Origin of the sequence: Dentiradicibacter hellwigii (assembly GCF_041770905.1) — a bacterium.
GTDB classification, from domain to species: domain Bacteria; phylum Pseudomonadota; class Gammaproteobacteria; order Burkholderiales; family Rhodocyclaceae; genus Propionivibrio; species Propionivibrio hellwigii.
Map to the genome: position 1 here is coordinate 1 of NZ_JBEUWX010000001.1, position 25,074 is coordinate 25,074.

43 protein-coding genes are annotated in these 25,074 nt (G+C 59.2%); 5 read left to right on the forward strand and 38 right to left on the reverse strand.

Annotation, left to right across the window (positions count from 1 at the left end):
• The 23 genes from ABCS64_RS00005 to ABCS64_RS00115 form a co-directional block, all read right to left on the reverse strand.
• On the reverse strand, positions 1-366 hold a 366-nt coding region (locus ABCS64_RS00005), incomplete at its 3' end, for a PBECR2 nuclease fold domain-containing protein (RefSeq protein ID WP_418889897.1).
• 156 nt (positions 367-522) lie between these two features.
• A complete protein-coding gene (locus tag ABCS64_RS00010) occupies positions 523-1,527 on the reverse strand; it encodes a phage head morphogenesis protein (RefSeq protein ID WP_418889898.1) in 1,005 nt (334 codons plus the stop codon).
• Between the two features lie 3 nt (positions 1,528-1,530).
• A complete protein-coding gene (locus ABCS64_RS00015) occupies positions 1,531-3,033 on the reverse strand; it encodes a phage portal protein family protein (protein ID WP_418889899.1) in 1,503 nt (500 codons plus the stop codon).
• Positions 3,005-3,253 (reverse strand): hypothetical protein, encoded by a 249-nt coding sequence (locus ABCS64_RS00020; RefSeq protein ID WP_418889900.1) that lies wholly within the window; start codon positions 3,251-3,253, stop codon positions 3,005-3,007. Before ABCS64_RS00020 ends, ABCS64_RS00015 begins: the two co-directional genes overlap by 29 nt.
• A gap of 29 nt (positions 3,254-3,282) precedes the next feature.
• Complete coding sequence (terL, locus tag ABCS64_RS00025; RefSeq protein WP_418889901.1) at positions 3,283-3,861, reverse strand: phage terminase large subunit; 579 nt, start codon at positions 3,859-3,861, stop codon at positions 3,283-3,285.
• 265 nt (positions 3,862-4,126) lie between these two features.
• A complete protein-coding gene (locus ABCS64_RS00030; protein WP_418889902.1) occupies positions 4,127-4,273 on the reverse strand; it encodes a hypothetical protein in 147 nt (48 codons plus the stop codon).
• A complete protein-coding gene (locus ABCS64_RS00035; protein WP_418889903.1) occupies positions 4,257-4,799 on the reverse strand; it encodes a hypothetical protein in 543 nt (180 codons plus the stop codon). Before ABCS64_RS00035 ends, ABCS64_RS00030 begins: the two co-directional genes overlap by 17 nt.
• 127 nt (positions 4,800-4,926) lie before the next feature.
• Entirely contained in the window at positions 4,927-5,154 is a 228-nt protein-coding gene (locus ABCS64_RS00040) for a hypothetical protein (protein ID WP_418889904.1), read from the reverse strand.
• A 33-nt stretch (positions 5,155-5,187) separates the two neighbouring features.
• Positions 5,188-5,379 carry a hypothetical protein gene (locus ABCS64_RS00045; protein WP_418889905.1) on the reverse strand — a complete coding sequence of 64 codons (192 nt, stop codon included), beginning with the start codon at positions 5,377-5,379 and terminating at the stop codon, positions 5,188-5,190.
• Between the two features lie 37 nt (positions 5,380-5,416).
• The gene (locus ABCS64_RS00050; protein ID WP_418889906.1) at positions 5,417-5,875 is read right to left on the reverse strand and encodes a DUF1804 family protein; all 459 of its coding nucleotides are present in this window, start codon (positions 5,873-5,875) and stop codon (positions 5,417-5,419) included.
• 75 nt (positions 5,876-5,950) lie between these two features.
• Positions 5,951-6,130, reverse strand: a complete 180-nt coding sequence (locus ABCS64_RS00055) for a hypothetical protein (protein WP_418889907.1) — start codon at positions 6,128-6,130, stop codon at positions 5,951-5,953.
• Positions 6,130-6,339, reverse strand: coding sequence for a hypothetical protein (locus ABCS64_RS00060; protein WP_418889908.1), 210 nt, complete (start codon positions 6,337-6,339; stop codon positions 6,130-6,132). The genes ABCS64_RS00055 and ABCS64_RS00060 overlap by 1 nt, the downstream gene beginning before the upstream one ends.
• 135 nt (positions 6,340-6,474) lie before the next feature.
• Positions 6,475-6,651, reverse strand: coding sequence for a TraR/DksA C4-type zinc finger protein (locus ABCS64_RS00065; RefSeq protein ID WP_418890282.1), 177 nt, complete (start codon positions 6,649-6,651; stop codon positions 6,475-6,477).
• Positions 6,569-6,808: a hypothetical protein gene (locus ABCS64_RS00070; protein ID WP_418890303.1), complete on the reverse strand. Its 240-nt coding sequence runs from the start codon at positions 6,806-6,808 to the stop codon at positions 6,569-6,571. The genes ABCS64_RS00065 and ABCS64_RS00070 overlap by 83 nt, the downstream gene beginning before the upstream one ends.
• Positions 6,805-7,314, reverse strand: a complete 510-nt coding sequence (locus tag ABCS64_RS00075; protein WP_418889909.1) for a hypothetical protein — start codon at positions 7,312-7,314, stop codon at positions 6,805-6,807. The genes ABCS64_RS00070 and ABCS64_RS00075 overlap by 4 nt, the downstream gene beginning before the upstream one ends.
• Positions 7,311-7,529 (reverse strand): hypothetical protein, encoded by a 219-nt coding sequence (locus ABCS64_RS00080; protein WP_418889910.1) that lies wholly within the window; start codon positions 7,527-7,529, stop codon positions 7,311-7,313. The genes ABCS64_RS00075 and ABCS64_RS00080 overlap by 4 nt, the downstream gene beginning before the upstream one ends.
• On the reverse strand, positions 7,526-8,041 hold the full coding sequence (locus tag ABCS64_RS00085) for a glycoside hydrolase family protein (protein WP_418889911.1): 516 nt from the start codon (positions 8,039-8,041) through the stop codon (positions 7,526-7,528). The genes ABCS64_RS00080 and ABCS64_RS00085 overlap by 4 nt, the downstream gene beginning before the upstream one ends.
• A complete protein-coding gene (locus ABCS64_RS00090) occupies positions 8,038-8,232 on the reverse strand; it encodes a hypothetical protein (protein ID WP_418889912.1) in 195 nt (64 codons plus the stop codon). The genes ABCS64_RS00085 and ABCS64_RS00090 overlap by 4 nt, the downstream gene beginning before the upstream one ends.
• Before the next feature lie 116 nt (positions 8,233-8,348).
• On the reverse strand, positions 8,349-8,789 hold the full coding sequence (locus ABCS64_RS00095; RefSeq protein WP_418889913.1) for a Mor transcription activator family protein: 441 nt from the start codon (positions 8,787-8,789) through the stop codon (positions 8,349-8,351).
• Positions 8,782-9,243 (reverse strand): phage protein GemA/Gp16 family protein, encoded by a 462-nt coding sequence (locus tag ABCS64_RS00100; RefSeq protein WP_418889914.1) that lies wholly within the window; start codon positions 9,241-9,243, stop codon positions 8,782-8,784. Before ABCS64_RS00100 ends, ABCS64_RS00095 begins: the two co-directional genes overlap by 8 nt.
• 2 nt (positions 9,244-9,245) lie before the next feature.
• Positions 9,246-9,788, reverse strand: a complete 543-nt coding sequence (locus tag ABCS64_RS00105; RefSeq protein ID WP_418889915.1) for a hypothetical protein — start codon at positions 9,786-9,788, stop codon at positions 9,246-9,248.
• 4 nt (positions 9,789-9,792) lie between these two features.
• Positions 9,793-10,047: a hypothetical protein gene (locus tag ABCS64_RS00110; RefSeq protein WP_418889916.1), complete on the reverse strand. Its 255-nt coding sequence runs from the start codon at positions 10,045-10,047 to the stop codon at positions 9,793-9,795.
• A 1-nt stretch (position 10,048) separates the two neighbouring features.
• On the reverse strand, positions 10,049-10,585 hold the full coding sequence (locus ABCS64_RS00115) for a TRM11 family methyltransferase (RefSeq protein ID WP_418889917.1): 537 nt from the start codon (positions 10,583-10,585) through the stop codon (positions 10,049-10,051).
• 129 nt (positions 10,586-10,714) lie between these two features.
• Between ABCS64_RS00115 and ABCS64_RS00120 the strand changes: the two genes are divergently transcribed.
• On the forward strand, positions 10,715-10,894 hold the full coding sequence (locus tag ABCS64_RS00120) for a hypothetical protein (protein WP_418889918.1): 180 nt from the start codon (positions 10,715-10,717) through the stop codon (positions 10,892-10,894).
• On the opposite strand, the gene ABCS64_RS00125 is transcribed toward ABCS64_RS00120, so the two are convergent.
• The 14 genes from ABCS64_RS00125 to ABCS64_RS00190 all read right to left on the reverse strand — a co-directional run bounded on the left by ABCS64_RS00125 (position 10,888) and on the right by ABCS64_RS00190 (position 18,011).
• Entirely contained in the window at positions 10,888-11,202 is a 315-nt protein-coding gene (locus ABCS64_RS00125; RefSeq protein WP_418889919.1) for an HU family DNA-binding protein, read from the reverse strand. The genes ABCS64_RS00120 and ABCS64_RS00125 overlap by 7 nt on opposite strands.
• Before the next feature lie 30 nt (positions 11,203-11,232).
• Entirely contained in the window at positions 11,233-11,604 is a 372-nt protein-coding gene (locus tag ABCS64_RS00130; protein ID WP_418889920.1) for a hypothetical protein, read from the reverse strand.
• Positions 11,604-11,819, reverse strand: coding sequence for a hypothetical protein (locus ABCS64_RS00135; protein ID WP_418889921.1), 216 nt, complete (start codon positions 11,817-11,819; stop codon positions 11,604-11,606). The genes ABCS64_RS00130 and ABCS64_RS00135 overlap by 1 nt, the downstream gene beginning before the upstream one ends.
• On the reverse strand, positions 11,820-12,332 hold the full coding sequence (locus ABCS64_RS00140) for a host-nuclease inhibitor Gam family protein (RefSeq protein WP_418889922.1): 513 nt from the start codon (positions 12,330-12,332) through the stop codon (positions 11,820-11,822).
• A gap of 13 nt (positions 12,333-12,345) precedes the next feature.
• Entirely contained in the window at positions 12,346-12,570 is a 225-nt protein-coding gene (locus tag ABCS64_RS00145; protein WP_418889923.1) for a hypothetical protein, read from the reverse strand.
• Positions 12,571-12,579: 9 nt separating this feature from the next.
• Positions 12,580-12,834: a hypothetical protein gene (locus ABCS64_RS00150; protein ID WP_418889924.1), complete on the reverse strand. Its 255-nt coding sequence runs from the start codon at positions 12,832-12,834 to the stop codon at positions 12,580-12,582.
• Entirely contained in the window at positions 12,831-13,073 is a 243-nt protein-coding gene (locus tag ABCS64_RS00155) for a hypothetical protein (protein WP_418889925.1), read from the reverse strand. Before ABCS64_RS00155 ends, ABCS64_RS00150 begins: the two co-directional genes overlap by 4 nt.
• Positions 13,070-13,414: a hypothetical protein gene (locus tag ABCS64_RS00160; RefSeq protein WP_418889926.1), complete on the reverse strand. Its 345-nt coding sequence runs from the start codon at positions 13,412-13,414 to the stop codon at positions 13,070-13,072. The genes ABCS64_RS00155 and ABCS64_RS00160 overlap by 4 nt, the downstream gene beginning before the upstream one ends.
• A complete protein-coding gene (locus ABCS64_RS00165) occupies positions 13,411-13,857 on the reverse strand; it encodes a hypothetical protein (RefSeq protein WP_418889927.1) in 447 nt (148 codons plus the stop codon). Before ABCS64_RS00165 ends, ABCS64_RS00160 begins: the two co-directional genes overlap by 4 nt.
• A 2-nt stretch (positions 13,858-13,859) precedes the next feature.
• Positions 13,860-14,204 carry a hypothetical protein gene (locus ABCS64_RS00170; RefSeq protein ID WP_418889928.1) on the reverse strand — a complete coding sequence of 115 codons (345 nt, stop codon included), beginning with the start codon at positions 14,202-14,204 and terminating at the stop codon, positions 13,860-13,862.
• Positions 14,197-14,823 (reverse strand): helix-turn-helix domain-containing protein, encoded by a 627-nt coding sequence (locus ABCS64_RS00175; protein WP_418889929.1) that lies wholly within the window; start codon positions 14,821-14,823, stop codon positions 14,197-14,199. Before ABCS64_RS00175 ends, ABCS64_RS00170 begins: the two co-directional genes overlap by 8 nt.
• Before the next feature lie 2 nt (positions 14,824-14,825).
• Positions 14,826-15,539 (reverse strand): AAA family ATPase, encoded by a 714-nt coding sequence (locus ABCS64_RS00180; RefSeq protein ID WP_418889930.1) that lies wholly within the window; start codon positions 15,537-15,539, stop codon positions 14,826-14,828.
• A gap of 82 nt (positions 15,540-15,621) precedes the next feature.
• Entirely contained in the window at positions 15,622-17,598 is a 1,977-nt protein-coding gene (locus tag ABCS64_RS00185; protein ID WP_418889931.1) for a Mu transposase C-terminal domain-containing protein, read from the reverse strand.
• 134 nt (positions 17,599-17,732) lie between these two features.
• Positions 17,733-18,011 carry a helix-turn-helix domain-containing protein gene (locus ABCS64_RS00190; protein WP_418889932.1) on the reverse strand — a complete coding sequence of 93 codons (279 nt, stop codon included), beginning with the start codon at positions 18,009-18,011 and terminating at the stop codon, positions 17,733-17,735.
• A 250-nt stretch (positions 18,012-18,261) separates the two neighbouring features.
• On the opposite strand from ABCS64_RS00190, the gene ABCS64_RS00195 reads away from it, so the two are divergent.
• From ABCS64_RS00195 to ABCS64_RS00210, 4 genes are all read left to right on the forward strand, one after another.
• Positions 18,262-18,981: a S24 family peptidase gene (locus tag ABCS64_RS00195; protein WP_418889933.1), complete on the forward strand. Its 720-nt coding sequence runs from the start codon at positions 18,262-18,264 to the stop codon at positions 18,979-18,981.
• An 886-nt stretch (positions 18,982-19,867) separates the two neighbouring features.
• Positions 19,868-20,134 (forward strand): helix-turn-helix domain-containing protein, encoded by a 267-nt coding sequence (locus ABCS64_RS00200; protein ID WP_418889934.1) that lies wholly within the window; start codon positions 19,868-19,870, stop codon positions 20,132-20,134.
• Positions 20,135-20,622: 488 nt separating this feature from the next.
• Positions 20,623-21,627, forward strand: a complete 1,005-nt coding sequence (locus ABCS64_RS00205) for a lactonase family protein (protein WP_418889935.1) — start codon at positions 20,623-20,625, stop codon at positions 21,625-21,627.
• Positions 21,628-21,967: 340 nt separating this feature from the next.
• Positions 21,968-23,815 (forward strand): GspE/PulE family protein, encoded by a 1,848-nt coding sequence (locus ABCS64_RS00210; RefSeq protein ID WP_418889936.1) that lies wholly within the window; start codon positions 21,968-21,970, stop codon positions 23,813-23,815.
• 173 nt (positions 23,816-23,988) lie between these two features.
• On the opposite strand, the gene ABCS64_RS00215 is transcribed toward ABCS64_RS00210, so the two are convergent.
• Positions 23,989-25,023, reverse strand: a complete 1,035-nt coding sequence (locus ABCS64_RS00215; RefSeq protein WP_418889937.1) for an NYN domain-containing protein — start codon at positions 25,021-25,023, stop codon at positions 23,989-23,991.
• Positions 25,024-25,074: the final 51 nt, after the last annotated feature.

Sequence of the window (25,074 nt, forward strand, 5' to 3'; positions counted from 1 at the left end):
GCGGTAACGTAATGGTTGCCAAACGTGGTTTCCTATGCTGTGGTTAAGCTGATTGCGGCCATACAATCGCTCCCGAACCTGCAGCGTCCAAAGGAGCCGCACAGTAAACCCCGGCGAGTCGGCGCTGGGGTTTTTTATTGCCCGGACACTTCTTCCGCTTTCGGGTCGACGCCGATAAAGCAAAAACCCCTCACGCTGATCCTCGATATATTTACGGCGCTGCTCGTGCAATCTATTGGGTTTTACGGCCATTACCGTCGATCCCGACCATTCGCCTTTACCTGCCTCAAACACTGACAGTCCATACTGTGTGTCGTCCCCCTCGCCAATTACCCAGCTTTTGATGTAACGGCGCTTGAGGAGCATTTGCCCGGTTCCATAAAGGACTCTTCCCAGTGCAACCAGATTGTCATTCCGGGGCTTTGATCGCGTCGGCAAGGCAAGCGCATATACGGGCCGCGGGCCGTTTTTACTTGGCCTTCCACTCTCCGGCAAAATTTTGGAACAAATCCTCATTGATCGTTAACGCCCCCTGCGCCACATCCCGATACACCACGCCCTGACCGATGTCGCGCCAAACTCGGCTAAAAACGCCTTGGCATATTCCGGGTCTGTGAGGCCGTCCGGTAACAGGCGCGAGGCCGGAACCGGCGTCGGCGGCAGCACATCGGGCAGCGCCATCCTCGCCGGAAACGTCGTCGGCAGGTTGTCGAGCGGGGTCGGCGTAAATGATTTGACCCAGCGCGCGCCCGGGTTGTAGTCCCAGCCCTGGTCGGGGATAAATGTTAGGCGCTTGCCCGGATTATCCGGATCGGGGATTGAGATGCCGCGCCGGATGAGCTTGTCGCGGTAAATCTCGCCGGTGCGCTTGTCGGTCGCTTTTTTGCTCGGCTCCTCGTACCCGACGATGCGCACATCACGCTCAACGTGCAGCCCTTTTTGGCGGATGTTGTACTCGGAGAGCGCCCGCACGGTGCAGCGGCAGTTAAAGCCGTTAGGCGGCGCGATCAGCCGCCAGGCGGTCGAGTCGACCGGGAAGACCTTGTTATGCAGCGCCGCATGAGCGCGGCGGGTGCGCCCGTCCATGATGGCGACGTATTGCAGGTACGGACGGTCGGCAGCGTTACTCATAAACGCGCGCCAGCGCCCAGCGGCGTAGGCGGTTTGCATGTTGGTCCGAAATATCGTCCGCAGTCGCTGCGGGCTGCCCTCGCGCACGACCTCGGCCTGACCGTCCTCGCCGACGACGATTTTTTTGCCCCACCATCCCTTTTGTTGCAGGACGGGGGTTAGCTGCTTGACAAACCAGTGCTCGCTTTTGCCCTCGGCGAGCGCCTGATCAAGCCCTGCGCGGATGTCCTGCAGGATGTCCAGGCGAGCGAGCTTGGCGACCGTAAATGCGCGGTCGTGAGCCTCGCGCCAGTTGTCAAACCAGTCCCATGTGATCCGGTACCCTTTGCTCCTAAAAAACGCGATAGCCTCCTCTGGCGGCAGGCCAAAGACGGCAGAGAGATCAATGGCGGCCATCGTTTAACGCGCCTCCTGTGGCGCAGGGAGATCATCCTCCTGCGCGGAGAGTTGCCCCCAGATGTCGGCAACAAAGAGGGCGCGGGCAAAGAGCTCCTCAAGCGCTTTGTCATCCATCTCCGGATACCAGCTCGCCATCTCGATGAGCGCCTCCTCCGGCGCCATGCCGTTTTGCAGTGCATCAAGGACGGGTTTGAGCAGCGGATCAACGATAGCATCCCAGTCGATACTCTCATCAATGGCGCGATCAAGCGAGTCGTCCAGACTCGTTTGCGCATTAATGAGGCCGTCAAACTCACCGGATTTGAGGTCGCGCTCAAGCTGCCGAGCGGTGGCCAGCGCCCGGCGATGGCACGATGCCCAGGCTTGATGCCAGTTGTACCAGCCGGGAGCGGACGCCATCTGCGCGGAGAGTTTTGCCGGATTGGCAGGGTCAGCCGATCCGGTCGGTTGCGGCGCGCCATTATCCTCACCCATACCCGTTTGCGCGCGTAAAACGACCTCGTCGTTGTTAGCGCGAGGGATGCGCAGCTTGTCATGCGCCCAGTCGGCCGGGATCTGCATGCCGATATTGACGAGCGCGGGCAATGCCTCGGCGTATTGCTTAATGTCCTCACTGCGGCCTGTGTCAAATACCAGGCGCGGGCAGCGGCGCAGTCCATCGACGCCGCCGCGATTTAACGCGAGCAGCGGATAGAGGAGATCGCGTGTAATTGTTGCTGCAATCTCGCGCGCATCGGCGGCAAGGATGTCCTCGCGCACCTCGCGGTGCAGTTGCGCATTGCCCGAGCCGATGCCGGTGGCCTTGGTCTCGGCGCTCATCGTCTGGCCAAGGATGGCTTTAGATTCGGATCGCTCGGCCCAATCGACCATCGCCATGTGCGGCGTCGCATCGCCGCCGCCTGAGATTTTGGCGATCTCGATCTGCATGTCGGCGGGCATGATCGCGCGCGCATCGTGCCCTAATGCGGTTACGGCGCGCAAGAGGCTCGCCTTGGCCTCCGGATCGGCGCCGGAATAGTATTTGCCGGTAATAATCGGCAGGCCAAAGGTTTCCAGGAGCTCGGCAAAATCCCCGACTGCGTAAGTTTTGTACACAAACGGCCAGGCGAGCACGCGATGCAGCCCCATCCGGGCGAGATACCCGGTTTTGGCTTTGCCGTGCGTGTGCACGATCCAGCCAAACGGGGCAAGCGGTGCGCCGTCGACGGAGAGATCGCACAGGCGCAGCTCGCGCCGCGTGGAGTTAAGGCAAAACCACTCCTGCGGGCGCGGATGCATGGCAGGCAGCCACTCGCCGTGGTCACTGCGCCACTCAAGCTCAACCGGCGCAAAGCCATGTCCCACCGCGTCCATTAACGCGAGTATCAGATCCTCAATCGGATCGACGGCGGACGATACTGTCTCGGTCAGCCATTCGGCGTTGGCTTTTTCCGCGGCGGTCGCGTTGCGCGGCGGCTCAATGCTCCACTCAAGGTCAAGCAGAGCTAATTTGCGCTTGGCCATCTCGGCGGCAAGGTGCGCGTCGCGCTCCTCTCATATCGGCAAAGATGCGGTGCTGGGCAAAGAGGTTGCCGGCATCGGCCTCACGCAATGCATCGGCCAGACGCGCCGGCGTGATACCCTCAAGCATGCCGGTTAAATACTCGTTATCCAGCGTGCTGATGCGGCTGGTCTGCGGCTCGCGCAGCATCCGCATATCAAACCGGGTTGCCGTACTGGTCAAGGATTTTTGTGGTAGTAGCCATCGTTAAATCATCCGTCTTGATGCGCGCGGGTAATCGTCATCAAGGGACGATGCCCGGCGCGGTATGCTGATAAATCCGCTCGTTTGCCCGGCGCCGCTTGAGGCGAGCTCCCAGAGCATGTGCAGCGCATCCGGCCGTCGTCGTGGTCGGCCTTAGGAAAATGCCGTAACTGCTCAATCAGCGTTGTTTGCGAGGGATGCAGGCGGATGAGGCCGTTTTTAATGTGCGGCTGGAGTGACTCGATACGCAGGATTTTGTCGGTGTGGGGCGTAACCGGCCTAGCCGGCACCGGCACGCCAAGAATGGCGGAGCGGCGCACGAGCTCCGAAAACAAAAACGCCTGAAACTGCACAGCCTCAACGGCCCAGACGAGGCAGCGATACTCGCGCTGCAGGGCAATCACATCCTCAATGATGCGGTCGGGCAGGCGCTTTTTAATTTGTGCCTCGACGACATCCAGGATGCCGGTGAGCCGATTAAAGCCGCCGACAAGCAGGGCCGAGGGGTCGCGGCTCGCCCCCGCTTTGCCCAGGGACGGGGTCGCACGCCCCGTAAAAGAGCCAGTCGTTAAGTGCGACTCACCCAAAACTGGATGCAGTTTGCAAAGGGCGCATTGTCGCCGGCGACCGGGTCGTTTTGATACTCGCTGTCAAACGTGTCATGCCCGTCACGGGGCGCGGATTTTCATAAGGACTTCGAGGGGGCGCGCGGCCCAGGAGACTAGAGCCCCCGCGTCCATCGCCTCGCGGTGGAGCGCGTAAAACGCTTCGGCCCCCGCCTCGCCCTCGTTGCGCAATCGCTCCTCCCAGGCGTCCCACAGGGCCATATTGTCCGGCCAGCGGATGAGCGCCTTAAACTTGGCGGTGCGCCACAATCGGATTACTCAGCGTGCGGTTTAGCACCGAGTCGTAGTGCAGGATGGTGCCGATGTAGACCACATCGTATTTGGCATCCGCGCCGCCTAATGGCAGCACGGTTTTTTTAAGCCAGCTCTCCAACTTGTCGCGCTGCTCGGGGTTGCGCACCTGCTCGTCGTTCTCGATTGTCATCAAGTACACAAATGGTCGGGACGATACGGGCCGTGGCGCAGACCGCGCATTTTTTTGCCCGAGCCCAAACACCTGCACCTTGGCATTGCCTGCGCGTGATGATCGTGCCGGCGTTCCAGATGCTCCCTCGACCGGTCGCGTCGGGGAAATCCATCATCAATCGCGGGTTAAACTCAAGCTCGGCCTTGATCGCCTCAAGCATCGGATAGGCCTGATCGATGCTATCCATGACAATGACCGGGTAGCGTTTGCGGCCAGTGACCAGACACCAGAGGACAAATAACTGAGAGACCAGCGTCGATTTAGCCTCTCCGCGTGGCGCGGCGATGGCATCGGCGGCGCTTTTGATTTGTCCCACGATCTCGGGCAGGAGCTTGTAGAGGTATTTGTGCAGCTCCGACTCCGCCGGGCTCCGCACATAATGCGGAAAATAGACGCGCGTAAAAAACCTAAAATCCTCGCGCGCCCTGAGCAATACGCCGCGCGCGCTCGGGCCGGGTCCGGCGAAAAACCCGAAACCTCGGCCTCAATCCGCTGGCGCAGTTGCGCCGCGTAGGCGGCAAGATCGTTGATCGCCTCGCGGGCGGATGTTTTTTGGCCTCTCATGGCCGTTTGCGCCCCCCGGTGCGACGCCATAGGCGACGCTGGCCAGCGCGACGCATCGCCTCGCGCACGTCCATTGAGGTAAGCGTTGCCCAGGCCATGACGTAGCCGCAGGCGCTTAACGCACGCGGGCGTGTGACATGCTCCGCAACATGCCGCGCAGCGCAAAAGATGCCGCGCAAGAGGCGCACAATCGCGCGATACAGGGCGATTAATACCGCGTCCATCTGGTCACACAGGCAAAGCAAAAAAAAAGCTCATCAGCGCGCTCCTTGTGCGTTGTCATCGATAATCTCAACGGTGCGGTAGCGCTTGCCGTAAGCCTTAAAGTACCCCTGACGCAGGGTCTGGTCGACGGCCGACTGCGCGCCACAAAGCACGCCTAAAAGTATCCCCACGCCAAACGCGACCAGGCATAACAGCCCGCTGACAAATCCGACAAACAGCTCCATCGCTCTCTCCTCTTAACGTTGCCCCGCCGCCCACGCTTCAAACCGCCGACAGGGCGGCCTCGGCCTGCGCCGGGTGTAGCCTGATAAACAGATCAACAAACCCCTTGATCGCGCCCGTCTCGACCGCCAGGCGGTCAGCCTCGGGCATCAGGTTTTTGGCGGCCGCACGCAGCTTAGCGATGGCGTCTCCCAAGGTCGCCACGGTCTGCACGACCTCGGCCGGATCGCTGATCTCGTCGATGCGCTCCAGCAGCGCCTCGCAACGGATGAGACCGGCGGAGACCACGCGCCCCATCGCCTGCTCAATGCCGCCGCCGGCGACGATGAGCGATGCCGCCCTAAATTTGTCCCAGTCATCGCCCTCACGCTTTGCCGCGTTAAACCAGTTACGCGCCGTGCCGTAGGGCACGCCGGTTTTATCGGCGGCCACCTCAAGCGGCAGTCCGCCTATGTAGGCGGCGCGCAGCTCCAGTCGTTTTTCCGGGGGGTGGGCCATGCTTACGCCCCCGGAAACTTGGCGCGTAGCGCCGCCACATCGCGCCCGCGCTCGGTAATCTGCGCGAGCTCGCCGTTAAAAACGGACGAGCCCCATCTCGACGAGCCAGTCAATATCCGCACGGATGAGATCCAGACTTGCCGCGATGCCGTGCACCACATCAAGCTCTGCGCGCAGGCGCGTTAAGCCGATGGCCGGCTCAAAAGCGATGGTGGCGAGCAGTGATTTACGGCGTCTTGCCTCGCTCTCGGTCATTACTGCATCCCCTTGGTAGTGATCTGGTTGAGGATGAGGCGCACGTTGTCGCCAACCGCGTGCGACTCGCCGCGCAGCTCGGAGAGGCCCTCGGCCACCTCGTTGATGCGGTCATAGATGTCGGAGAGATCACGCTGGCCGACGCCGTGCTTGACCTCAGACTCCACGCGCGACAAGCGTCCCTCCATCGCCGAGAGCGACTCGCGCATGTCAAACTCCATCTTATCGAGCCGCTCGGTATGCGCGCGCCCCATCGCAAGCTGCTCGTCGAGCGTCTTGCGCAGCCCTGCGATCCCTCAATGCGCGCGCGCTCCTGCGCCTCAAAGCGCGTATCCAAGCGCTTGTCAATCTGGGCAAGCAAGAGCTTGCCAAAGCCCGCCACGCAGCCAAAAAACCCTAAGAGCAGCGAGACGAGCTGCCAAATATCTACCGTAATCATCATTTGACCACCCCCCGTTTTGCGCGCTCTCCAAAATCTCCTGACAACGCACGCAGGTTGTCACGCCCGGCAGCGCACGCAGGCGCGAGCGCGGGATCATCTCCTCGCACAACCGGCAATAGCCCGGCGCGCCCTCGACCATCGTGCCGGTGACGGCATAGCGATCCCTTATGCGCCACCAATGCGGCGCGTCTAAACAACTCCTCGCGCTCGGATGCGCGATCAATGATGTCGCTCACTGCCGTCCCTCCTCGTAGTCAATCAGGGCGTCGAGCCGGGCGCGACAGAGCTCGTATTGCGATCCGACCTCGGCGGCCCACTGAGCGACGTCGGTATCGGAGGCAGCTGCTCCATGCGCTGCATCAGGTGCGCCGGCGGTTTTCGGCAGGGCATCATCTGCGCCGGCGTGACGATTGCCGGCGTTGTTGAGCAGGCGGACAGTGCGAGCATCAAGGCAAGCGCGACCGCGGGTTGAGCGGGTGATCTCATTGCGTAACTCCTCTCGGGTTTTGGTGAGGCGAGATTCGGCGGTGAGCAGCTCTTGCGAGAGTTTCTCGCCGCGCTCAGTCTCGGTTTTTAGCCGTGCGTTAATGGCCTCAAGGGCGGATGCGCGCGCCTCCTGCGCATCGCGCTCAATGCGCAGGATTTGCGCCTTGCACTCTTTTTGGGCCGATGTGTAGCCAGTCACTACGCCGACCACGCAGGAGAGGCAGATGCTCGCCAAGACAAGGACAAAACCGTTCATACAGCACCTCCGGGCCGTGTCTTTAACGCGCGCAGGCGCTCGGCATACTCATCACGCAGGCGATCTCTATCGCGTCCGATGAGATACGGGATGCGATTTTGCGCGGCTTTTCGTAATGCCTCCGGGCTATCGGCCTTGGCGATCTCGCGCGAGAGGCACCCGGCGTGCATGGCCGACAAGGTCGGGTTGCTGGCGATCCGTCTGGCTCCGCTCATCGCGCCGGCTCCTGCCCCAGACAGATGCGCGTCCATTTCAAACGGCTCGTCCAGACGCCGCCGCAAAAATCGTGGTTCCAGGGCAATGAGCAGTCGCGTTTTTGGACAAATCTAAAATCAAGGATGGTCTCGCAGGCGCCCTCATAGTCGCCGGCGGCCAGTTTGCGCGGGATGCTTGAGCGGCAAACTGCGGTCGCCCCCACGTTATACGAGAGATAGACATAGGCGTCATACTCGTACTGATGCAGAGGGACAGTGATGCAGTCTTTGAGGATCGCCTCTTTGACGGCCACATCGCGCACGGCAAGCTCTACCGCTGCCGTCGGCGTGATCGTCTCGCCTGCTTTAACCGGCGTGCCGTCAGCATGCCGCGTGCTGCCAAAACCAACGGTGGCCACATCCCCGGGCACAGGCGATCGCGCTGTGCCGATAAACCCCTCAGTCGCCACCAGCGCGGCAAAGCCAGCAGCCGAGAGCGAGAGCGCGGCCATAACAATGCGGTTGCGGCTCATTGCGCACCTCCTTGTTGTGCGGCGTCATGATGGGCGTGCGTGAGCGTGCAGGGCGTGTCATTGCGCCAGAGACGCGCGCGGGCCTCGCAGTCGGGCGCAACACGGCAATAGCCGTATCCGGCAAGCGTTGAGGCGTCGTAATGGCGGCACGTCCCGCAGCGCCGCCTGGTGTTTGGTGTGGTGGTGTCCATGCGCGAGAGATTACGCGCGCGCGCAAGGCCGGATAAGGCGGGCGGCCGTCAGGGGGATAGTATTATTTGGTGCGGGAGAGCGGGGAGCAGATGCGCCGGCAGACTCACCGGCGCGATCAGAACAAGGCCGCCTGGCGCGGCGCATCCTCGGCCGTGGATTGGGCGAGGATGGTCCAGATGGTGCGCTCGGTCATCTGGTAACGACGAGCGAGTGTACTACACGAGTCGCCGCGCGCGCGGTCGCGGCGGATGGCGCGGTTGCGCAGCTCACGGGTTAAGGATGCGGCCATAGGCACGTCAAAATGCTCCAGCCCCCCGTAATTGTCGATCAGCCGGATGGCGGCCTGGTGTCCCAGCAGTTTGACGAGCGGATGCTCAGGATCGTAACGACGCGGGACATACAGACGCCGCCCGCCATAGACGCGCGAGAGCGTCAATGCCGCCGGCAGGCCGATCAATTCGGCAATCTCGCGCAGCGCGCCGGGCAATAAGCCCAGATCGACGTTATCGACAGGATCGTCGTTGGCCGCAGCGTTAATGCACGCACGCTCAGTCATGGGCGGCACGCTCCTTATAGCGGATGGTGCGCTCAAGCGCGCTTGAGACCTTGCCAAGCTGTGCGAGGCTCAAAAACTCAAAGCGCGAGACCTGCGGATAGATGCGCCGGCCTACTGCGTAGGCATACGGCCAGCCCTGGCCGAGGGTTTTAAGTTGCACGGCGATTTTGGCCTCGATTGCCTCTTTGCTCTGCGCCAGCGGTCGGTGCCGTGTCGGCAGGCGCTTTGCGCCCGGATACGGATCGATGCCTGACGCTTTGAGGCACGAGGCCATATGATCAAGCAATTTTTTACGGCCCAGCGCGTCGAGGCTTGAGGCCGATTTAACGCCGCAGACCGACATGACGAGGTCGCGGTAGGCGGCATCATCCAGCTTAAGCTGTGCCTTGCAGATGTGGATTTTGGCGAGCTCGCTTTTGCGCAGCGCGTCAGCCGTGCGGATAGCAGATGCCATAGTCACACCCTCACAAACTCGATTACAAACACGTGCGGGTTTGCGGCCCACGATCCGGCGCCGTAGAGGGCCTCCCAAAAGCTGCGGTACTCGGCGACCGGGTCGTCGGTTGGCGCTACGCCCTCTGCCAGGCAGTCCGCCGCGCTAATGTCCTGTAGATGCTCGATACGCACGCCGGTGATTTCCAGACTGATCCGGCTAGCCCAGCGCGGCATGTGGATTGATGGCGTCCAGCGCCCCACTTCGTACGTCATAAATTGCGTACGCACCCGCCGATGTTCGCCGTCCGCACGATAAACAACGCGAGGGACATCCCAGTGATAGGAGTGGAACGCCTCACGCACCCATAGCCGGTCGCCTTTGCGACCAAGCGGGCAATTTACAGCACCCGTCCCCGCTTTTATTTCGCCGACAACCTCCTCAACAGATAACCACTCTCCATACGGGTGCTTCATTGGTTTGACTGGTCGCCTCGTCTGCGTCTTATGTCCGCCCAGGATGGCGCGCACCATCGGCGCCGAAAAAAGGATGGGTCGCTCTTGCATGTCATCAATCCTCGCGGGTACGGATGATCGGGGTTTTTAGGGGGGCGCTGACAAACAACGGCCAGGCCGGCTCATAATCCGGGTTGATGCAGCTGCAAAGCCAAAAACAAAGGCCGTAGATTGCATCGCTCACCGTCATCAGCCAGGCGAGCGACCAGTGCCGCGGATCGCAATAAGGCGCGGGAGAGTCAATCTCGGCAAGGTAGATCGGGCACAGCCCAAACCAACCCTTATGTGTGTAGATAATCGATTTACCCATGTCACTCCCCATCTCCATCCGTATCCATATGCCGCATAAATACGAGCCAATGCGTTAATCCCTTACGGCCGCTAATGTGTCCAAACAGCGGCTCAACCGGGCACAGCGCCAGCACATCTTTTACTTTTATCTGCGCCTCGCTCCACTTAAAAATCAGGATGCCGCCGTGCCCGAGCACGCGCAGGCACTCGGCAAACCCCTGTCTGATGTCATCACGCCAGTTATCCGATAGCTTGCCGTATTTGGCGGCCAGCCAGCTTTTTGCGCCGGCGCGGACAAGATGCGGCGGATCAAAAACCACTAGCCTAAATTGCCCGTCCGGATACGGCAGGCTCCTAAAATCCAGCAGTACATCCGGCTCGATCATCAGTATGCGCGTGCCGTCAGGATTGCCATGACTCCTATCCGTGACGGTAATTTTTTGGCGGCGGATGTCACCAAAAATTACCCGCGGATTTTTACGATCAAGCCACATCATGCGGCTGCCGCAACAGGGGTCGAGTATGGGCTGATGCGCACTGACAACCGATTTGTCCACGTTATTACTCCGACATCATCCAGCCGATCAGCGCGATGCACAGCGGCAGCGCGCACCACACCACAAAATCAATCAGATTTGCGTCTGTCATTGTTTGTCCTCCTCGTTAAACAGCCTGCCGGACGGCGCTTGGCGTTAATCCAAGCGCCGTCGAACCGGCTATCTGCCAGCCTGTTGCTCCAGGGCTTTGATGAGCGCCTCGCACTCGTCCTCGCTTACCCCGTGCTGGTTGGCAAAACCGACAAAACGGGACCAGTGCTCGCCCAAAAAATCGGCCAGTACGCCGTATTTAAAATCACCCATCATTGATCCTCCTCTTGCCCTGCGACCATCGCTTTTAACGTGGCGCTTGGCGTAAATTTGGGTTGTTTTTTGGCGGGGATGGTCATGGTTTCGCCCGTTGCGGGGTTGCGCCCGGTGCGCGCTGCACGCTCGCGCACCGAGAATTTGCCGAGCCCCGAAAACGGCACCTCACAGCCCTCACGCAGTGATTGGCTGATAACGTAAGATGCCGCGTTAATGACCTGCTTTGCAGTGACTTTTGAGGTGCTGCTCATCTCGGCAACAGCGCTGATAAAATCGTTTTGCGTCAGTTTTAAGTGTTTCTCATTTTTCATATTGCTCTCCTTTTTTGGGTTAAAAACGGGTTAGTTGAGGGTGTGGGTCTGCGCTGGGTCAGCGCTCTGTACGCCCTTATCACGCAGATAGTCACGTACCCGGTCGGTCTCGGCGTCAGTGAGGCCGAGGGCGCGCGCAGCCTCGGTCACGTTATAAAGCGGCCTGCCGTTGTCATCGCACCGCGTCGGCGCAGGCAGTTGTTTGATGACACGCCCGGCCAGCTCGGTGAGGATGCAAAACATGAGCGGCAGGCTAGTGGGCGAGGTGTCTTGCGTGGAGATAATCACCTCAATCATCGCGCCTGCCAGCGCCGCATCGTCAAGTTCGGGGCGATCTTTGAGCAACGCCCTTTTAACGGCTGTTGTGATAATGCGGCGGCGCATGTCGCGGGTGTCGTCCATCACTCGTCCTCCTTGGGCGCGACGCCAGCGCTGACAATCTTCCCCCCATCTTGATATACGAGATTGACCATGCGTAAGGCTGTCACATGCACCAGATGAGGGTCGTCGGGATCGCAGCGCGGTGTGCAGCGCAAGTTAATCCGGATGATGCCATCTGCGCCCTCAGTGATCGTGATCGTCGCCTTTGGCGCTTGTGTGTTTGGCTGGCTTGTCATTTATGCCTCCTGTATATCGACCTCAAAGGGCGCGATCGTAAAATCCTCAACGCCTGTAACAATGCTGATGCCTGCGATGCCCGCAACCGCGGCCGGCTCGGCCAGCATCGCCTCTTTATTTGGCGTTTCCGCCGTGCGGATAAACCGATGCAGGCCGAGGGCGCGCAGCTTATCCAGCACTTTGTCCGCCGCCCGGATCGACACCGACGGCGGGCGCTGCCGCCACGAGACCTCGCCGGTCACGAGGTTGGCGGTCTTGCCGCCGCCCGGACATAGCGCCGCGCGGTTGGCGGCGCACCAGGTGGCGATACCCTCAGTCAGCCCCTCGATACGTTGTTTGAGCGCGTCGATCTTGTCCTGACGCATGGCCGTAGCCTCGGCCAGCGCGTCGTTGATCTCAGTGTTGAGACGCAGCAGCTCGCGCTGGGCCGCGCCTAACTCGCTGATAGCCTCAATCGTCTGCTCGCGTGACTGGCAGGCATGGACAATCGCGGCGGTTTTGGTCTTTCTCATGTGTTGCCCCTCATCAAGACAAATAAAAAGTATCAAAACGCATCCCCTGGAGCATTCTGCCGAGGCGCGCGGTAACCGATTCGGGGATCGTTAGCACGGCCTCGCCGTCGCAGAAAAATGTTATTCGCATATCGTCGTGCAGGACAAACTTGCACTCGCCCCCAATCTCCTCGGGCGGTATGGCGTCCGGCGAAATCTGGTCGCCAGACGCGGGGATGGTGGTAACTTTTGTAGCCATATCGGCCTCCTATGTGGTTGTGGGTTGTTGGGCGTATTGATACAGACAGTAGTGTTGTCGGGAGTTTTTGCGGGCACAATCAATACGCCCTGCCCGGTATAGACGTTTGATCTCCCGGTCAATCAGCGCACTGTCGTACTGCAACCGCCTCGCAAGCTGGTAGATGCTCAGCGGTTTTGCGGATCGCTCCAGGATGTCGAGGATCTGATCGGCAAGCGAGCGCTCATTTACAAGTTGAGCGAGCTGGATGCTCAACAGACTCATAGCCGACCTCCGCAGGTGACATGCACGCTCTCGCAGCCGATCAGGCGGCGGTGCGGGTTGTGATCGACAACGATCTCGCTGGGGAGATTGGCCTGTCCGACCGCCACGTGCTGGATATGGCACCCCATCGCGCGTAGTTGACGCACGGCCTCGTTAGCCTCACGCAAGCGCCAGATGTAACCATCATTAAGCACACGTGGTGTACGGCGCACGTCGGCAATGTGGGTAATGCTGCTCATGCCGTCACCTCCGTCCAGTTGATGCGCACGCCATTTTTACGGTCGTCCGCCTCAAAATCGGCAACCTCGCCATCGACGGTCCGGCCTACTGAGCGCCGCATGTACTCCCCAGCAAACAAGGCAAACGTTTTTGGGCCGGACTGGACCATAATGTCCGGCGGCTCGCCGATATCCAAAATCACCGAGTAACCCAAAACCCGGATACCGTGTGATCTCAGCCACTCTGTTGATTTTTTAAGACGGCTCAAGGCGTCAAACGCATCGGACACGACAAAACCTTTTGTGGCGGCACGGCGCTGTAGCATGCGTGTCCGGCGGGCGCGTAGAGATGTGTGGGTCATTGCAGCACCTCCGGAGCCAGGTTGATTTCGTACGGCTCAAATCCGTATTGCGTTTTTTTGGCTGCGGCCAGGTGCGCCGCCGCATCAATGCAGTATCCGCCCAGGACAACCGTGCGGCCATTTAGCAGCGCACGCACGGCCGACCAGGTCTTTTTGTAGGCCTGTTTGTTGGCGGGGGTTACCGATAGGCGGAGCGCATCCCTAAAATAGGCATCATCATCAAACCCCTCGACAAAGCAGCCTCCGCGCTGCCAGTCATATAGGTCCAAGCAGACGGCCAGCAGATTTTTACCTGTGGGATGCTCTATGCAGTAGCAGCGCTCATCGCTATACATGCAGCGTATCCAGTTGGTCGGCTCAGCGCCTATGTTTTGCTGGATGTTATGCAACGCGGCAATCTCATTTTTAATGAGGGTTTGTGTATTGGTGTTGGTTTGCATCATGATTACTCCGCATGTTTGTTTGGGCACGTGTGGCAACGCACCCAGATGGTCATTTTGTAGGGGTTGTGGCTGGGGGCAGGCCCCGAGGAGATACGCCGGCAATCGCTGTAGGCAATCGGCTCGCCGGTTGCCGGACACACCGGGATGGTGTGCAGGCAGTCAATTACCCGCTGGATCATCGGCTCGGACAGATCCAGCTTGTCGTTAGGCGAGAGCGTGCGGGAGAGCAGCGACCGGCATACGCCCAGCTGCGCCGCCACCCCTGCTTTGCCGCGCGGATGCGCGCGGACGGCATCGGCGAGCAGTTGCTGCGCAAACGCGCGGCGATCAGTAATGGTCTCAGCCATAGATCGCGTCCTCATCAGAGACCGGCGCTTGCCAGACGATCTTGTCGACGTTGGGGTCGTAGACCGTCCGTGTCTTGCAGATGACCGGCGGCCTCGGCCCGGTGTTGCACGAGGAGATCAGGCGGTAACGCGCGAGCGCGCAACGCTGGGCCGACACGCCCTTGCCAGGCAAAGTCACCTCGAGATAGCCAGCTTTTTTGAGGGTTTTGAGGTACTCGTTAGCAGTGCCAAACGCCACAGGGATGCGCGGCGTGCTGGCGTGCGCTGCAAGCTCGCGGGCATTGGTGTCTCCTCGCATCATGCGCAGCGTCCGCCACATCTGCTCCTGCACAAGTCCTCGCGTGCAGCGCGAGCCGTCTGTGCGTAGGCGCGGGGCCTCGACGCCCTCATCGTTAATGAGTCGATAATGTTTGCGTGCGCCCGGTGTCTGACGCACCATTTTGACGATGCCTGCGTGCTCGAGTGACTGGATGTAACTTGACAATGTGCTGCCGTCGATCCCGGAGAGACCTGCGATCTGCACGCGCGTCCACTCGGCGTCACGCTGGGCGCGGATGGCCTCCCAAACGCGCTGGCGCGGCCCTTTGCCGCCGGCATAGGTAGTTACAGGTTTGCGCACGATTACGCCCCCCTGCGCGGCGCTTCGCCCGTGTAGAGCGGGCGTTCACCCCACTCGGCCATGCCGACCGACTGCCATCCCTCCATCCCCGCCGTCTCTTTGATCTGGTGGAGATTGACGCATACCCGGCGCACCGATCCGTGCGAGATGCTGACCAGATGTTGCAGCAAGTCTGGCTGTACTTTGACCCCCGGGCAGTAGATCGGCACCAGCAGCTGTGCATCTTTTTCGGTGACGCCTCTCGCGGGGATCCACGAGAGGACGCGGCTATGGAACCGCTCCCAGCGCTTGAGCTTTTGTGGCAACATCTCCTCGCCGATAATGAGCAGCGAGCCGCGCGACCCCTCGTAGATGTCGCGCACCAGCTCGATCATGGCATCCGAGTGGGTGGCATAATCAAACTCGTCAATAATGAGCAGGCGGCGCGAGACCGAGAGTTGGTCGGTGATCTGGTCAAGCATTTTTGGCAGCGTGCCAAGCGGTTTGATGCCGATCTCAAGCAGGATTTTTTCAAGGAGCGTCTTGCGCGTCCAAGCCGAGCGCATCTGGACAAAGTAAGCGCGGTGCTCGTTAGCCACCGCCATTGAGGCGGTGGTTTTGCCAAACCCGGCCGGGCCGTAGAGCGCGGCAATGCCGGGTAGGCCCGCCGTGCGGTCAGCCGTCCGGGCAAACTGCCGGACAATGCTCAGGTTGTGTAGATTTGCTGTTTGCGTCATAATTTAATAACTCCGTTTGTCGTAGTAATTGCAGGTTGTTGGTCCCAGCCTGCGCCCTAAACCGGCCGTTGCGTATCTGGCATTACGCAGCGGCCTGTTTTTTTGGGATGAGGTGCCTCAATCCCAGATAATCCAGATGCGATGATCCCTGCATCGTTGTCGGCCACGTCTCGATAAACCGGGCATCCACATCCCGCAGGATTTCGCCGTTTTGTTGGCGTTGTCGCAGCTCGCACCACTCCGCATAGTTGTCCTCGGCCGATCGCTCAGAGCGCGGCGGTTTTGCGGCCGGTTGCTCAGTCTCAAGAGGCATCGCCGCGTTAATCATCGCCGGCGCATCGTGCAGATTGAGCGGTTCGGCGGGCGCGTCGATCAGCATTTGGTCGATCTCGGCAGCCTCAATAACGCGACCGCCAATGACAAGGGTTTGCGCCGGCGCTACCTCAATTGCCGCCGCGCCGTGCAGCTCGTCGAGGATGTCGTCACGCTTAACGTCGATGCGCGCCAAACGCGCTTTGGCGCGTTGGTCGCGGGCCTGCTCGATAACGGCAACGGGGTAGTAATTGCGACGGTTGCCGTTAACCTCGGCCGTACCGATAAACCGACCATCCGGCAGATAGACCCACACATAGCGGGGGTCGTGGATGTCAAAGGCGACATGCACCAGCGACCCGTTAAGCTCCTCAAATTCGCGGCAAAAGTAGAGGTTATTAAATATTTGTATTTCGCCTCGGCGCAGGGTACGAGCAACGCGCGGCCTAAACAGCGTGATGACCTCGTCGCCCTCGACCCTTATCGGCGACCAGCCGCGCGCCTCATGATTGCGCCAGCACAGATCGGGCGAGACGCCGCCGAGAGAGCGGTGCGGCGCGGCGTTGTAAGCGGCAACGGCCTCCTCGCAAAACTCGACAAAGAGCTGCCAAGGCATGAGCGGCATAGCGCCACCGTGTTTTATCGCCGCCCGCGTTAATTTGTAGTGAGCAAGGCGCGCCTGGCGATCCATGACATGCCCCATGTAGGACGGCAGCCGTTTTGCCGAGCGCACCCAGATTGTCTGGTGCGCGCGCTCAATGACGCCGCGCGCCTGGCTGTTATAAGGGATTGAGTGACGTACCGTAATGCCCAGGCGGCCAAGCAAGCCAAGCGCTGTATCCTCAAGGTAGGCATTTTTGTACCCCGATCCGTTGTCCGAGTAGATCATGGCCGGGATGCCGTGTTTTTGGACAGCGGAGCGCAGGGCATCCGCGACGGCCATGCTCGACTCGGCCAAATCTACCGACCAACCGACCGCCCGGCGGGTAGCAATATCGATATATGTTGTGATCTCCGGCCGAAACGCTTTGCCCGTAAATGGATGCTGCACCTCTGCGTCAAACGTGTGTCCATCAGGCGACCAGATGTCATTGGGCAAGAGGGCTGCAAAATCACGGCGGACAAATGGCTGGATGTTGCGCAGCTCGCGCTCTCCCATGCGTCCGCGCTCGCGGGTTACTGCCCCTAATTTGCCCACAAACCGGCGCACCTGCCACTCGCTCGGCAGATCGCCCGCATACTCGGCAGCAAACTGGCGGTAGGCATCGGACAGGCTTGGTTTTTGTGGCTGTTGATAGTGAGCCAAAAATGCCCGCGCCCAGACCGGCACGACAAAATCCTTTTGCGGCATGCCCGGTGCCAGATCGTCGGCATCCAGCCAGCGGCGCAGGGTGCGCGGCGTCGGCAAGTCACCGCGTGAGCTGCCACGGCGATCACGTGCGATATGCAGCATCCGCGTCAATATGGGGTCAAGCGTGCCGCGCTGGGCGTCACAAATCAGGCTGACCGATGCCTCATGCAGGCTGCATCCCAGATTGGCCATTGTTTTATGGATCGCCGCGCGGATACCCGACCGTGCGTCGCGGATCGCGCGCTGATCGTGCGTTAATGACAGCTCGTTACATTGCGCCACGGGCGGAGCAGTAATCTCAGAGACCAAGGCGGGCAGCACATCCGTCTGCATTTTGTGCTGTTTGATCGCATTACGGACGGCCTTGGGCAGTTTGTCGATCTCGTAGAGGCGCATGCGACCGCCGCGGACAGGGGCCTCATGATACGGCCACGAGTCATTGATAGCCCGACGCTCGGCGGATCGTTTAGAGATGGTTAGGGCCTGGGCAATGTCGCTAATTGAGCATGTGCTCATTTTTTAGTCCTTTGCTATGCATGAGCACCAAGGCGTGATGCCCGCGCGCCGCGCAGGCCGCGAGGGCGTTTTGTGCCGTCAGCAAAGTAACGGGACGGCCAGATTTCCTGCACAGGTACGCCTAGCGCATCGGCAATGCGCCGTTCGTTTAACGGATAGCTATTACTGAGGGCAAACGAGAACGAGGATGAGCTTTTGATCCCGTAATGCGCGGCTAGCCCGATAAGCGTCCATCCACGCTTCTCTAGGGCGGCTTTTATATCTGCTGGGTGCCAATCTTTTTTGCATACCATTTTGTATCGTTTCCTATAATGGTTAAACTAACCATATTGCTGGTTGATGTTTTATATTACACAGCACAATTTTTCGTATGTCAAGAGTTTTTTCAGTATTTTTTTACGTGTCGCGCTTTCAAGATACGACAAAAAGTGCGTATATAAATTTACCGCTTAATAATCAAAGCGCTACGAAGTGCGACATACATTGCAAAGTGCGGCGTGATGTGTCGCACTTTCGCCCAGGAAGCGCGACATGAACATATCTATGCGACTTAAAGAGGCAAGGGCTAGACTTGGATTGAGCCAAAAAGACGCCGCAGAACAATCTGGCGTATCAGCAAGAGGGTATCAAGGCTACGAAGACGGCAGGAGTATCCCAGGAGGAGACGCTATAGCAGGATTAGTGCGCTTAGGTATTAACGCTAACTGGTTGCTGACTGGTGAGGGCGAGATGTTTAACGCTCCGCGACACCAGCCCGCGCCAAAAATACAGGCCGATACGCCATATCAAGCCGGGGCAGCAACGGTACTATCGGTGCAAGAGGCGACAGCATCGGGACGTTACATAGCGCTGCCGCTGCATAATGACGTTCGCGCAGCCGCAGGGCACGGCGCAGTTGTCGGTAGTGAGGAGGCCGACGACTCGTTAATGTTCCGTGAGGATTGGATCAAACACGAGCTGCGGATGCAGCCTAAAGATTTGGTGCTGATTCGTGTGGCGGGCGAGTCAATGTTGCCTACATTGCGCGATGGAGACGTTATTCTGATTAATCAGAGTCTCACCCAGCCGGACACAGATGGCATATATATTATGCGGATGGGTGATATGCTCCTCGTTAAGCGGCTTCAATTATTGCCCGGCGGGCAAATAAGCGTTATCAGTGATAACCCGACATATAGACCCTGGACGCTGGACATAAGCAAGATGGCTGAGGGAGACGTGGCAATTATTGGCCGGGTAGTGTGGGCAGGGACGCGGTTTTAATTTCTGTTTATTCCCGGCGCATTTTTGGACAAAAAATGCGCAAAATTTTTTAAAAAGTGCCCGTTTTTTTGCAAAATTAATGTGCGGCAAATTTTCTGGCGGATCGCCCTGAGTTCCGCATCAAATGGGCGTTTCCGCTGACTCGCCCTGATTAATCCTGTTGGACAAAACGATCACCACCCCACATGTATGCGACATGGGCACGATGGCAGGGTAACGGACCAGGGAATGCGCCGGAGGTACGGCGTGCCTGGGTTACATGGGCGTCGATGTGCTAAGCCCCTGCTGATCCGGCGCGTACTCGTCTGTTTCCACTTAATTTGCTTGCCGATCATCGGGAACAAGTATTCCAGCATGCACGTGTATCCGGTGTGCTGAATATATTGCCCGGAGCGGTTTGGCGTGCCGCAGCTTGGGCGCAGTCCAAACTGAATATCCCACAGACTGCGCAAAGGCTATAACTGCTCGCAGGCCGCGGGTTGGCTGCGGATCGGTTGCAGATTGATTGTGAAATGCGCGGCGGCGCGGCATCTTAATATGGGCGGCGGAAGTCTGTCCGTATGGGGACGGCGTTGTCTGGATAACGGCGCCCTCGCATCCCAATAGCGCCTTCGCTGTGGCGGGGATTAGATTTTTGTTAAAAGCATGTAAAAAATATCGAAAATCCAGAACTATTCTGACGCTTCATGTTCATACTTCGGCCCGAACAGGGCAAATTGGTTTTAAGTGATTGATTTAGTTCATGATAAATATTTTTGTAACGACATGTTTATAGGATGATTATGTCAGAAGAAACCTTTGCTATTATGCAATCTACAACTAAAAACAAAAACGGCGATGACCGCTCTTGCAACGCAAGAGATTTTTATTGATCAGGAGACCAGGCATGATGACACAACCCAAAGCCAGCAAAGTTTCCAAGGCGCCGCAATTACTGATTCAATCTGGAGAACAGGCGGCTGCCTTACGTAAAAAACTGGGCATTAACCAATCTGTTTTCTGGAGCCGCATCCGTGTCACGCAGTCCGGCGGCTCGCGTTACGAATCCGGACGCAAACTGCCGCATACGGTGCAATTGCTGCTCCATCTGGCGTACGCTTCAGAAGCGCAGGCACACACACTGCTCGATGCGCTGCGCAAAAACGACGCGTAAACGCGTAACAGTTGCGGGTGCTTTTCTTTGCCTGTTTGCCGTGCGCATGGGTGGTTTTACTGTGGGCGCATGGCGACGAGTTTGTGTGTGGCGCGACGCATGGCCTTGTGCATCGAACGGCGGGGTGATTTTAAGAGAACAAACCAAACGGTACGCGCATTTAAATAAAGCGTGCGTGCTGCATGGTGTTTGGCGGCACGGTTGGCAGTGTTGTTTGCAGCGCCATGCCGTATTTTCCGGGTAATGCGCCATTTTCTACGGGCGGCTGCGATAAGTTAGTGAGTGATCCCGATCACAATGCCCTGATAATAAGCATCGACGGTCATTGCCGCGCCGTTTCTCTCCGTTCATAATGCGTATGATCGGTCGATTGATTTTTCTTGTGGGAAAACCGAAGTCGTATGAAAGGCCGGGTTTCCCGGCGTTGGCTTCCATAAAATTGCGCAGGCCACCACGCCGGTCAGCTATCAAGGGAAAGGGGGATCACGATGGGCCAGACCGTCATCTATGTTTCCTGTCAGGACAGCCGGGAAATCGATGTGTTTGCGCTGGACGGTCAGTCCGGTGAACTCGCCGTCCGTCAACACCTGATTACCGATGGCGCGCCTTCGCCGATGCGCGTGCGGCCTGATGCCGCCCGCCTTTATGTCGGACTGCGTCATGAACATGCCGTGCAGGCATTTGCCATTGCCCCCGGTTCGGGAGAATTAAGCCCTTTGGACAGGGTGCGCGTCCCTGGTGCACCGGTGTATCTGCATGGCGATCCGGTGCTGCGCGTTTTGTTTTCCCCTTCATATGCCGATGATAATTTGTCGGTTATTCCGCTTGATGCGCATGGCGAGCCACAAAACGTCAGTCAGCGCATCCAAGATTTACCGCGCGCCCATTCGGCGCGGCTTGACCAGACGGGACGCTGGCTGCTGGTGTCAACGCTGACGACCGACGCCATCCATATTTTCCGCCTGACCGACGATTTGTGCTTGGTGCCGAACGACCTGCCCAGCATGCTGATGCAGCCGGGGCGTGGTCCGCGCCATGTGCTTTTTTCTGCGGATAACCATTTTGTCTACTGCCTCAATGAACTGGACGGCAGTATCGATGTGCTCGCTTTCGATGCGCAGAATGGCGGACTGACCTTTCTTCAGACCGTCAGCCTGATGCCGGCGGGTTTCGTTGGCAAGCCGTGGGCCGCCGAACTGCGGCTATCGCCGGATGGCCGCTTTTTGTACGCGACGGAACGGCGTAGCAGCACAATCTCCACATTTGCCGTAAATGACGTGAGCGGTTTGCTGTCACACAGAGACTGCATACTGACGGAACAGCAGCCACGCGGTATGGACATTGCCCCCTCGGGACGCTGGCTGGCGGCGGCGGGTGAAATTTCCAATCACCTGACCGTATATGCTGTTGATCTGGACAGCGGCCGCCTGACGGCAAGCCAGCGCTGCGCTACGGGCGAACGCCCGATCTGTGTTGAAATCGCCGAAGTCTAACTAGAATCAGAACGCTGCTTCTTCCTCTGAAATTGATCGGTAACGATAGGCAGGAGAAGAAACACAGCCATGTGCCGGGTGAGCTTGCTCGATATCTGTGGTGTTGGGCGGGGCTTGCCCTGGGCTTGGGCGGCCTTTTGGTCTGGCAATGAATGCCCGTAGATATTGCGGAATAGATAAAATCTATAGAACCGGTTGGGACGCCGCCCAAATGGTTTTATGACGGGCGGCCATTATGGCAGCATGACGGATTGAACCCCGCTTGACGTAACGTGAGGCTGCGGTTGCAGCGTTTGTCCGGCTGGCGGGGCAGGATGTTTTTGGAAAAAAGGATTGTGTAATGCAGATGCGTGAGGCAGAAGGCGGGAAGAGAATACAGCGGGCGGCAATATTGCCTCAAGTGCCGGTGCCCGTGGGGGCAGCGCTGGGCGTTGACACAGATCAGCGCCTGCTGGGTGAATTATTGCTGGAAAAAGGGGCGATTGAGCCGCAGGGACTGGAAATGGCGCTGGCGCGTCAGGCGGCCATGCCGGGTGAGCGTTTGGGTGCGATTTTGGTGCGCCTGGGGCTGATTTCCGAACAAACGCTGCTGGCGGCGCTGTCCGCTCAACTGGGGGTGACCGTGTTGGATGATGCGGACATTACTGCGCGAATGGCGTCCATCATCCAGTTTCATGCCGAACATTCGATTACACCGGCACTGTCGGCGAAGTTCAATTTTTTCGCCTTCCGCGAATCGCCGGAAACGGAGAGGCAGGGAATGCCGGATGTGCCCGATGCGGAAATCTCGGCGGATGGCGCAGGTGCGGCGAAAGCGAAGCCGGTAGCCATCGTTGCCCGCGATGTGCTCGATTCCGGCCTGTTGGAATATGTCCAGCAGACGCTGTGTCCTGGTCAGCCTTATACGATGTACTTGGCTGCTGCGCGCGACATCGAGCGCGTACACGCACAAATCAACAAACCGCGCCAGGGCGGCGATCTGCACGAGGATCTGCGCAAACTGGCGGAAGATGCGCCGGTCGTCGAGCTGGTGAATGGCGTCATGGCGCGGGCAACAGATACGCGGGCGTCCGACGTGCATATCGAGCCGGAAGAGGTGGGCTTTTTCATCCGCTATCGCATCGACGGCCGTCTGCAGTCGATCGAGCAGTATCCGCGCGAGCGTTTTGATGCGGTGGTCAGCCGGATCAAACTCATCTCCGGACTGGATATTTCTGAACGGCGTTTACCGCAGGATGGCCGCTTTTCCATCCGTTCGTCGGGGGTGGATACCGATGTGCGCGTTTCTGTCATTCCCGGTGTGCTTGGTGAGTCGCTGGTTCTCCGGTTATTGCCGAATACGCAGAACACGCGCTTTGACCTCGAAACGCTCGGCATCGAAGCCGACCACCTGGCACTCTATCGGCAATGGATGGCGCAGCCGGACGGCATCGTACTGGTGACCGGACCGACCGGTTCCGGCAAAAGCACGACGCTGTATGCGACGCTGGTCGCCTGCGATACGCGGCACGAGCGTGTGCTCACCGTCGAGGATCCTGTGGAGTATCACATCCCTGGCGTCACGCAGTTTCAGGTACATCCCGATATTGGTTTTACCTTCCCCGCCGCGCTGCGTTCGATTCTTCGTCACGACCCGGATACGATCATGATCGGCGAAATACGCGATGTCGAAACGGCGCGTATTGCCGTGCAGGCGTCGCTGACGGGGCACCGTGTGTTTTCGACCTTGCACACTAACGATACGGCAACGGCATTTTTGCGTCTGTCCGATATGGGGGTGGAATCTTTCCTCGTCGGAGCGACGGTGCGCGGCGTTGTCGCCCAGCGTCTGGTACGGCGTTTATGCGAACACTGCGCCCGTCCGTTGGCCAATCGCGATGCGATTCCCCGGCATGTGCGTGATGCTTTCGCCAAACTGGGCGTTGCGCTTGATGCGGCGAACCTGCGTGAACCGGTTGGTTGCGCCAGTTGCGCCCATACCGGTTACCGCGGGCGGATCGCTATTTACGAACTCCTGCCTTCGACGGATCGCTTACGCAGCGCGCTTGCCCAGCCGTCGCCGTCATTGGGCAGCCTGATGGCCGCGGTGGGTGATGAGTTCCGCACGCTTAAGGAAGATGGGCTGCTGAAGGCCGCACGCGGCGTGACCAGCATTGAGGAAGCGCTAGGCGTGACCGGAGGCCTTTGAAAGAGTTAACAGCTTTGGCAGCCAGTGTATCGCAGTATTGCCGGGCGTCGATTTCGGCGTACTGATGGATGCGCGCTGTGCCGCCGAGGCTGACCGCAAGCGGCGGTGATGATGCGTCCGCTCGCCGGGATGCAGGAATTTTTGGAAAATGTTGTGCCGGAGCCGAACCGACCTTACGCTGCCGGTGATGCGGCGGGCATCTGCAGGCTGTCGTCGTTCACCTCGACGCCGTGCACGGTGTCGAGCAGGTCGGCAAAGCTATCGAAGCCGTATTCTGCAAATGACCAGCGCGGAGTGACATATTTTTCGACCGCGTGGATTTTCGCCCACCCCTGTTTGTTCTGGAATTTTGGCAGCGCTTCATTGGCCAGCAGCTTGATCAGTTCGCCGTAGGGAATTTTGCGGCAGAACATGCGGCTGGCTTCGTCGTGGCGGAATTGCAGCCCGCCGAGCGCCTTGAGCATTTTGGAAAGCTGGCTGTAACCGTAGGTGCGGGTGTCGAAGTCGGGTAAGGTCTGGCTGAGGTAAGTGCCGATTTGCCCAACGAAGGCCCAGCCGGTCGCTTCGTCGGTGCAGTTCTTGACGGCCTTGTTGAGCGTATTGCGGATGCCGGCATCCAGCGCCTGGCGCGTTGTCGGGGCGGTCGGCTTGTCCTTGTTGTCCGCTTCCTTGCCGGTGTCGCGGCCGTTTTCCGGCGCGTGCCCGTCGGGAGCGTCGGGCGTGTCGGGTGTATTGAGTGCGGTATTGCCGTTATCGGTGTCCGCCGGAGTCTTGAGGTTTTCCACGTAGAAAAAGCGGTCGCAGGCCTGGCGGAAGGCTTCCGGCGTTTTCTGCCGCCCGAAGCCATACACGGTCAGCCCGGCGGCACGAATGCGCGCGGCCAGCGGCGTGAAGTCGCTGTCGCTGGAAACCAGGCAGAAACCGTCGAAGGTGCCGCTGTAGAGCAAATCCATGGCGTCGATGATCAGCCCCATGTCGGTGGCGTCCTTGCCCTTGGTGTAGGCGAATTGCTGCACCGGTACCAGCGCGTGCCTGAGCAGGATTTTCTGCCATGCCCTGAGGGTCGGACTGCTCCAGTCGCCGTAAATCCGCTTGACGCTGGCGATGCCGTATTTGGCGATTTCCGCAAACAGCTCTCGCGCCACCGTGGCGGAGGTGTTGTCCGCGTCGATCAGCACCGCCAGCCGGTTTTGTCGTTCATTCCCCATCGTTTTTCCCGAATGTCGAGCTTGATGTTTTGCCGGTAGGCTGCCGGTACG